At 43.9% G+C, this 8,610-nt stretch carries 7 protein-coding genes; 4 read left to right on the plus strand and 3 right to left on the minus strand.

The features are described 5' to 3' along the window. Window positions 1–361: 361 nt before the first annotated feature. Window positions 362–1,300, plus strand: coding sequence for a 23S rRNA pseudouridine(2605) synthase RluB (gene rluB / locus R7041_RS10960; protein WP_005376798.1), 939 nt, complete (start codon window positions 362–364; stop codon window positions 1,298–1,300). Between the two features lie 187 nt (window positions 1,301–1,487). Here rluB and R7041_RS10965 read toward each other — a convergent pair whose 3' ends face one another. Both R7041_RS10965 and yeiP read right to left on the minus strand, forming a co-directional pair. Next, window positions 1,488–1,808 (minus strand): HI1450 family dsDNA-mimic protein, encoded by a 321-nt coding sequence (locus tag R7041_RS10965; protein WP_005376800.1) that lies wholly within the window; start codon window positions 1,806–1,808, stop codon window positions 1,488–1,490. A gap of 2 nt (window positions 1,809–1,810) precedes the next feature. After that, on the minus strand, window positions 1,811–2,377 hold the full coding sequence (gene yeiP / locus R7041_RS10970; protein ID WP_005376801.1) for an elongation factor P-like protein YeiP: 567 nt from the start codon (window positions 2,375–2,377) through the stop codon (window positions 1,811–1,813). Between the two features lie 194 nt (window positions 2,378–2,571). Here yeiP and R7041_RS10975 point away from each other — a divergent pair, with 194 nt between their 5' ends. Beyond that, window positions 2,572–3,339 (plus strand): nucleotidyltransferase, encoded by a 768-nt coding sequence (locus R7041_RS10975; RefSeq protein ID WP_025767268.1) that lies wholly within the window; start codon window positions 2,572–2,574, stop codon window positions 3,337–3,339. Here R7041_RS10975 and R7041_RS10980 read toward each other — a convergent pair. After that, on the minus strand, window positions 3,336–5,699 hold the full coding sequence (locus tag R7041_RS10980; protein WP_206949233.1) for a DNA polymerase II: 2,364 nt from the start codon (window positions 5,697–5,699) through the stop codon (window positions 3,336–3,338). The two genes, R7041_RS10975 and R7041_RS10980, sit on opposite strands and share 4 nt — an antisense overlap. 427 nt (window positions 5,700–6,126) lie before the next feature. On the opposite strand from R7041_RS10980, the gene uvrY reads away from it, so the two are divergent. Beyond that, window positions 6,127–6,771 carry a UvrY/SirA/GacA family response regulator transcription factor gene (uvrY, locus tag R7041_RS10985; protein ID WP_005386783.1) on the plus strand — a complete coding sequence of 215 codons (645 nt, stop codon included), beginning with the start codon at window positions 6,127–6,129 and terminating at the stop codon, window positions 6,769–6,771. A 1-nt stretch (window position 6,772) separates the two neighbouring features. Continuing rightward, a complete protein-coding gene (gene uvrC / locus R7041_RS10990; RefSeq protein WP_080960110.1) occupies window positions 6,773–8,605 on the plus strand; it encodes an excinuclease ABC subunit UvrC in 1,833 nt (610 codons plus the stop codon). Window positions 8,606–8,610: the final 5 nt, after the last annotated feature.

The raw sequence follows: 8,610 nt of genomic DNA on the forward strand, positions 1-8,610 counted from the left end.
CGGCTTATTCTTCGTTGCTTTCTAGCAATACGAACAGTAAACACACCCCAAGTGGTTATTGTTGTAACCCTGACAATTTTATCAGGTACCGCGTGGTTAAAGTGGTTCAGGAAGACCGATATTAGTGGGATTCTCGTTGAGCAATGCCTGCTTTAAGTAGTAAAAAAGTTGCAGAATAGGACAAATATTTCGGTCATTTTTGAAGTGAATTTTGGTGTGGAGAATGGCGCCGATTTAGCTTACATTAACTAAGAAAGTTACGTATAATGTCCGACCGAAAAATCCCACTGAAATGGGTAAATAGCAAAATACAGACCAATCCTGGTCTAGACGTCTGTGAAGACGACACATAGGTAGATAAATGAGCGAAAAGTTACAAAAAGTATTAGCACGTGCTGGTCACGGTTCTCGTCGTGAGATTGAATCGTTAATTAAATCTGGTCGCGTTAGCGTGAACGGTGTAGTCGCTAAGCTTGGTGAAAGACTTGAAGACGAGAGCAGCGTAGTTCGTATCGATGGTCACATTGTCTCTGCAAAGATTCAAGAAGAAGTGATTTGTCGTGTACTTGCGTACTACAAACCTGAGGGTGAACTGTGTACTCGTCACGATCCAGAAGGTCGTCGTACTGTTTTTGATCGTCTGCCAAAAATTCGTGGCTCTCGTTGGATTTCAGTTGGTCGTCTGGATGCGAACACTTCTGGTCTTCTACTTTTCACAACGGATGGTGAACTGGCGAACCGCTTAATGCACCCAAGCCGCCAAGTTGAACGTGAATACCTAGTACGTGTGTTCGGTGAAGTAACTGAACAGAAAGTTCGTAATCTAGTAAAAGGTGTTGAACTGGAAGACGGTTTAGCTCGCTTTGAAGATGTTGTTTACGCGGGTGGTGAAGGCATGAACCACACGTTTTACGTTGTTATCAACGAAGGTCGTAACCGCGAAGTTCGTCGACTATGGGAATCGCAAGAGTGTACCGTTAGCCGTCTGAAACGTGTTCGTTACGGCGACATCTTCTTAGACAAGAAACTGCCTCGTGGCGGTTGGATGGAACTTGACCTGAAAGAAGTAAACTACTTGCGTGAGCTTGTAGAGCTTCGTCCAGAGAAAGAAACCATGCTTGATCTGAACAAAGACAATACGTCACGCAAACGAGAGCGTGCACGCAGCCAAAAAATTCGTCGCGCAGTTAAGCGCCATGAAGAGCGTGTTAACACGCCAAAAGGTCGCAGCAACAACCCTTCTCGTCGTAAGCCGAAGAAGACTGCTGGTGACCAAGGCGCACGCAACAAGCATCGTTAATCGATAGCAAAACATCAGAAAGGCTTGCCAATTCGGCAAGCCTTTTTCTTATCTGTTACATAACAAAAGGATCTAAAGCCTATATAGAGCAGGGTGCTTTGTATAAACATATATCTCAGCTAGACGAAAACAACAGATAAAAAAATACCAGCACTAGGCTGGTATCTTTGTTCATGATGAAGAAACGTTAATCGCGTTTCCAAAGCATATGGCAGAACTTATGTTCAGGGTCTCGGCTGATTAGCATACGAGCAAATACGTCATCAAGAACGTCATTTTCCTCATTTACTAGGCCGATACGAACCTCTGCATATACTTCTTTGTCGATCTCGAAGCCAACATGTTCAACCCAGTCATCACCGGTTTCAACAAGTTCTGCGGCACCACGATCTTCAAATTGCGCAGTAAACAGAATCACGTCAGCTGGCTCTAGGTTATCTGGAGCCATCTCAAGGAAAATGTCGTACGCTGCGTCGATGACGTCGTCGTAAGAAATCAAATCAGACATGCTTATGCTCGGCTCATGTATTTACGTTCAGCTGTGTTAATGATAACACGGTCACCAGTTGCAATGTACTCAGGAACCTGGATGACAAGACCTGAAGCGAAGCGTGCTGGTTTAGTACGAGCAGATGCAGAAGCACCTTTGATTGAAGGGTCAGTTTCTTCAATCACTAGCTCAACAGAAGATGGTAGTTCAATACCCACTGCAGCACCGTTAACAAGGATAATGTGGATACCTTGTGTATCTTCGTTGATGAACAGCATGTCGTCTTCAACTTCATTGTGCTTGAATGTGTATTGTGAGTAGTCTTCGTTATCCATGAAGATGTGCTCATCGCCGTCAGCGTATGAGTACACAACTGCACGTTTGTTCATTTCTACCGTTTCAACAACGTCATCAGACTTGTAACGCTCATCTACACGTGCGCCCGTGTTTAGATCTGTACAACGCATTTTGTAGATTTTAGCGCCGCCACGACCGCCAGGAGTCGTTACTTCGATGTCTTTAACTAGAAGAGTTTTACCATTAGACTCGATTGCGAAGCCTTTTTTGATTTCACTTGCCTTTGGCATTGTATATTCCTATTCATACTTATTAAGCAAAACCCGGTGATTATAGCGCTAAGTTAGCCGCCTAGCATTAAAATTCATTGCAGAAATTTGTTGTTACTCCCATGACTAAACACCTGAATGGACTTGATTCGGTGAGTTGGCTAAGAGAACATATAGCCCAACTTCTTGAACCATCTGAGAACACGTTTTAAGTCATGTCTCTGCCTGTTATCGATCCTAAACAACCATTTCAACCAGAGTTTGCGCCTTTAATTAGGGAAGTCACCGCTTGTCTCAAAGGTGGACTGGGGCAAAACTTACACAGCGTTTATGTATACGGTAGTGTTGCTCGCAAAACAGCGATCGTTGAGAGGTCGAACTTAGACCTGGTTGTCGTTACTCAATCATCCTTTGAGCACAATCGCGCGACTTTGCTCAACACAATTAAGTGGCGTGCGCAGCAGAGTTACCCTCACGTTAATGGTGTATCGGTCCGTACAGCCTTAGTGAGCGAAGTGGCTAATTTAGATAGTATTTTTACTTGGGGCTTTATGCTTAAGCATTGCTGTGTCTGTGTTTATGGTGATGATCTAGCAGACTGCTTCGGTGATTACGTCCCAAGTTGGGAAATTGCTAAGCACTGGAATATGGATGTGGAAGATTGGATTACGGTGTATCGCAAAAAAATCGTACAAGCGAAGACGATAGAAGAGCAGGTGGCCGCCCAGCGAGTGATTGCTAAAAAGTTACTAAGAGCGTCATACTCTTTGGTGATGTATCGAGATAAACGTTGGTTTGATGACCCTATACAATGTGGCAAGGTATTCTTAACTTATCATCCTGAAAAGCAGCTTGAGATCGAGCGGCTAGAAATTTTACTTTCTGGCCGGGGTATTCCCAAGCGTTCTGTTATCGGGCTAATTGATGCGTTTGGTGATTGGTTAGTCAAACAGTACCAGAAAACAGAGTTTCGTATCGGCTAAAACAACCCCATTTGTGGCGCTGAAAGCCTGTCAAAATCCGTCCCAATGAAAGGGAGAATCGCATCTGCAACGGGTTTGAGTTGTTTATCAATGTAATGTTGATAATCAATCGGGCTATTGAGGTACTCATAAGGTTCAGGACCGTTCACGGTAATAATGTATTCAATTCGTCCTTTGTTTTGATACTGTAATGGGCGGCCAAGCTTGGCATTTATCTCATCCGCTAAACGAGCTGCACGCACTTGTGGCGGGACGTTCTTCTGATACTCATGCAGTTTTCTGCGCAGTCGCTTTTGATACACCAACTGTTCATCAAATTCACCGTTGTTAGTTTTCTCAACCATCTCTCGGACATAGTCGCTTGGATCTTCACCATGGAAAATCATGCTATAGAGTGTATTTTGAAATTTCTGTGCTAACGAGGTCCAGTCAGTACGGGCACTTTCTAACCCTTTAAATACAATCCTTTCTTGCTCTCCTTCACCGATTAAACCCGCATAGCGCTTTTTCGAGCCAGTTTCTGCGCCACGAATCGTTGGCATAAGGAATCTGCGATAATGGGTTTCATACTCGATTTCCAACATAGATGTTAGGTTGTACTCAGAACGCAGGTGTTCTTTCCACCAAGAGTTGATGTAATCAACTAATTGATTTCCAACAGCGTCAGCTTCTACTTGACTGTATGGTCGATTCAACGACACGAATGTGGAATCCGTATCGCCGTAAATCACTTGATATCCTTGCTCCTCAATCAGCACCTTAGTTTGCTTCATGATTTCATGTCCGCGCATGGTAATACTAGAAGCTAACCGAGTATCAAAGAAACGACATCCCGATGAGCCCAGTACGCCATAAAAGGAGTTCATGATGATTTTGATTGCCTGAGAAAAAGCTTTTTCATTGTTCTTCTTTGCCACATCACGTGCTGCCCAAAGCTTTTCAATCATTTCTGGTAAAAAGTGTTTCGTACGATGGAACTTCCCACCGCGAAAGCCAGGTACAGCCTGATTTTCTTCTTTTCCAATATCGAGCAATAACCCCTCAACTAAACCCATAGGATCAATCAAGAAAGAGCGAATAATCGATGGATATAGACTCTTAAAATCCAATACTAAAACAGAATCATATAGGTTAGGGATGGAGTCCATCACGTAACCGCCGGGGCTGGCAATCCAATTTTCAGGGTGTAGGTTCGGAGCAACGTAGCCTGCTCGGTGTATCTGAGGCATGTATAGGTTTGTGAATGCTGCAACCGAACCGCCGACACGATCCAGTTCGACACCAGTGAGACGAGAGCGCTCTATTGCAAAGTCGAGCAGGTGAGTGTGATTGAAAATCTTATTCACTAACACGCAGTCTTGTAAATTATATTTAGCCAGCGATGGTTTGTCGGAGCGGTACATACGATTGATCTCATCCATGCGGTCATGAACGTTGTGGATTTCTTTCCCTTCCCCTAAGAGTTCTTGAGATACAGACTCTAATGACCAAGATCGAAAGTGATAAGTCGCCGTTTTTAACGTATCGATACCGTCCATTACAACTCGCCCTGGAATGGAAATAAACCCTTGTTGGCTTTGAGATGAACTTCTGAAAAAGCTGGCTTGGTCTGCTCTACCAAGCATTAGCTTCATGTTGTGCCATTCTGCTCGTTTGTGTAGCAGACGAAAGTCAAAATCAATGACGTTCCAACCGACAATGACATCGGGGTCGAATTGTTTAAACCAAACGATGAGTGCTTCTAGAAGCGCTTTTTCATCCTTAACCCATTGTATCGGTGTCTCCGAAGGTTCTGGTTCTCCGATCATGATAACGCGGGAATCCATGACGCTGTCTAATCCGATTGAGTAAAGAATGCCTTTCTCAGAGCATTCTAGATCTAACGAGACAACGTTTAACTTCGGCTCATATTGCCCCGCACGGCATTTTGCGCTTTGGACGCGTTGGTAGCCATTGGTGCGAGTCACATTGCCTGTAAACTCGATACTGCCTTTGATAAAACGCTCCATTAGGTAGCGATCGGCGAGGCGAATATCACTTTCATACGTAGTGATATCTTTTTGAGCGAATGTGTCTTTGAGTGCGAGAGCGTCTCTGGTTACATTGGTATAGCAGGCAGCAAGAGGCGTATGTTCAAACGTTTTGAGATCCAAAAGGCGGATGTCGACGAATATGTTTTTTTCTCGTGCGAGTGTCTTTGCTTGCTCTGAGTGTTTCTGAGCGATGAAAAATACTGGCTTCTCACCATTAATAAGTAACTGAGTAGGACCTGCTTCTGTCGAAAGCCACAGCTCGATTTGAGTTTGACCTTTGATGTCTCGTGCCTGTCGAGTTAGCAGGAAGCCTTGTTGAATATTCAAATGTGAGAAACCTTAGAAAACTTGAAGAACGTTAGTTTAACACTAAGAACTGTAAAAATAACCAGTAAAGAAAGCGTCTCAAATTTTTGCTGGAATTAGTGATTACAAGTTAGTCTTTGGTGCAAGAGGGACAGTGTCATTTTAAGTTATAGCGTGTTTCTCTGGGCAATATGAAACCTAGTTACTTGATTTATTGTACTTAATGTTGTTAATTGTCTTTTCTTAGATTTCGGTTCTGCTCATCACGCTCTAAAATAATAGAGTGGTTTATGAATAAGTTCTTGCTAAAGTTTGCGTTTCAGCACATATTCATAGAAAGCAATTTTTTGTCGATTACGTTAGTATATAGGCAGTCATACTGATATCCACATTTAACAAGTAATGGTTATGTGGGTGCAGAACCAATACAAAGTGTGGAGATACAAGTTTGATAAATGTTTTCCTTGTAGATGATCACGAGCTGGTTCGCACAGGGATACGACGTATTATTGAAGACGTCCGTGGAATGAACGTAGCAGGAGAAGCTGACAGCGGTGAAGATGCAGTAAAATGGTGTCGCAGTAATCATGCTGACGTCGTTTTAATGGACATGAACATGCCAGGAATTGGCGGCTTGGAAGCCACTAAAAAAATTCTTCGCGTGAATCCTGATGTGAAAATCATCGTACTTACCGTTCATACAGAAAACCCGTTTCCAACCAAGGTGATGCAGGCAGGTGCGTCTGGTTATTTAACCAAAGGTGCTGGCCCTGACGAAATGGTGAATGCGATTCGTGTAGTTAATAGTGGGCAGCGTTACATCTCGCCAGAGATTGCGCAGCAGATGGCATTGAGTCAATTTTCTCCAGCCTCTGAGAACCCTTTTAAAGACTTATCCGAGCGTGAATTGCAGATCATGCTTATGATCACCAAAGGCCAAAAGGTAACGGATATTTCTGAGCAACTTAATTTAAGTCCAAAGACAGTCAACAGCTATCGCTACCGACTCTTTAGTAAATTGGACATTAATGGTGACGTTGAGTTAACTCACTTAGCGATTCGCCACGGAATGCTGGACACCGAGACCCTTTAGCGTGAATCCTCCCTTCGATTCGGCTTCCTTTCTCAAGACAGTAACTAATCAGCCCGGCGTTTACAGAATGTACAACGCCGAAGCTGTTGTAATCTACGTAGGTAAAGCCAAAGACCTTAAAAAGCGCCTTTCAAGCTACTTTCGGAAAAAAGTAGACAGTGAGAAAACTCGCGCGCTTGTCAGTAATATCGCCAAAATAGACGTCACGGTGACTCACACTGAGACAGAAGCGCTGATCTTAGAGCATAACTACATCAAGCAGTATTTGCCGAAATACAATGTGTTGCTGCGAGATGATAAGTCTTACCCTTATATCTTTATTAGCGGTCATAAGCACCCACGGCTTTCTATCCACCGTGGCGCCAAGAAGCGCAAAGGTGAATATTTTGGCCCCTACCCAGATTCTGGTGCAGTAAGAGAAACATTGCATTTGCTGCAAAAGATATTTCCTGTGCGCCAGTGTGAAGACACTGTCTATTCCAACCGAACGCGCCCATGTTTGATGTACCAAATTGGTCGTTGTGCAGGACCATGCGTTAATACCATCATTTCTGATGAAGAATATGCAGAGTTGGTTGGCTTTGTGCGCATGTTTTTGCAAGGCAAAGATCAGCAAGTACTCAAACAACTGATCGAGAAAATGGAAGTTGCCAGTCAGCAATTGCGCTTTGAAGATGCCGCTAAATTTCGCGATCAAATCCAAGCGATTAGGCGTGTTCAAGAGCAGCAGTACGTCTCAGAAGACAGCATGGATGATATGGATGTACTCGGGTTTGCTCAGGAGAATGGTATCGCGTGTATCCATATCCTGATGATACGCCAAGGCAAAGTGCTTGGTAGCCGTAGCCATTTTCCGAAAATCCCACAAAATACAAGCCAGCAGGAAGTGTTCGATAGTTTTCTGACTCAATATTATTTGAGCCATAACGAAGCACGTACAATTCCTTCTCGTATTATTTTGAATCAAGAGTTGGCAGAAGATATTGCGCCAATACAGAAAGCGTTAAGTGAAGTGGCAGGCCGTAAGGTTCATTTTCATACGTCGCCAACTGGCTCTCGAGCAAGGTATCTCAAGCTTTCGAACACGAATGCACTAACGGCGATTACCACCAAAATCAATCACAAGATGACAATTAATCAGCGTTTTCATGCGCTTCGCGAAACATTGAAGTTGGAGTCTATAGCTCGAATGGAATGTTTTGATATCTCCCATACGATGGGGGAAAGCACGATTGCGTCATGCGTGGTGTTCAACAACGAAGGCCCCGTAAAGCAAGAGTATCGTCGCTACAACATTACTGGGATTACCGGTGGTGATGATTACGCAGCAATGGGACAAGCGTTGGAGCGCCGTTATTCGAAGCAATTGGACGTAGAGAAAATTCCCGACATCATCTTTATCGATGGCGGTAAAGGTCAGTTAAATCGTGCGCATGACATCATTTCGCAATATTGGGGGGATTGGCCAAAGCGTCCCATCATGATTGGTATTGCAAAAGGCGTTACTCGCAAACCAGGTTTAGAAACGCTGATTACAGTCGATGGGGAGGAGTTTCATTTACCAAGCGATGCTCCTGCGCTGCACCTTATCCAACATATTCGTGATGAAAGCCATAACCATGCTATAGCGGGGCACCGTGCTAAGCGAGGTAAAACCAGACGTACGAGTGCACTCGAAGGGATTGAGGGAATCGGCCCTAAACGACGTCAGGCGTTACTCAAGTACATGGGTGGGTTACAAGAACTTAAACGTGCAAGTGTCGAAGAAATCGCCAAAGTACCGGGAATAAGTCACTCTTTAGCAGAAATTATTTTCCAAGCATTGAAACAATAAGGAAA

It is taken from the genome of Vibrio sp. 1751, assembly GCF_033339895.1.
Lineage (GTDB): Bacteria > Pseudomonadota > Gammaproteobacteria > Enterobacterales > Vibrionaceae > Vibrio > Vibrio alginolyticus.

Bases quoted from the DNA above. Each gene is read 5' to 3' on its own strand.
- rluB (WP_005376798.1), top strand. From the start codon at position 362: ATGAGCGAAAAGTTACAAAAAGTATTAGCACGTGCTGGTCACGGTTCT.
- R7041_RS10965 (WP_005376800.1), bottom strand. From the start codon at position 1,808: ATGTCTGATTTGATTTCTTACGACGACGTCATCGACGCAGCGTACGAC.
- yeiP (WP_005376801.1), bottom strand. From the start codon at position 2,377: ATGCCAAAGGCAAGTGAAATCAAAAAAGGCTTCGCAATCGAGTCTAAT.
- R7041_RS10975 (WP_025767268.1), top strand. From the start codon at position 2,572: ATGTCTCTGCCTGTTATCGATCCTAAACAACCATTTCAACCAGAGTTT.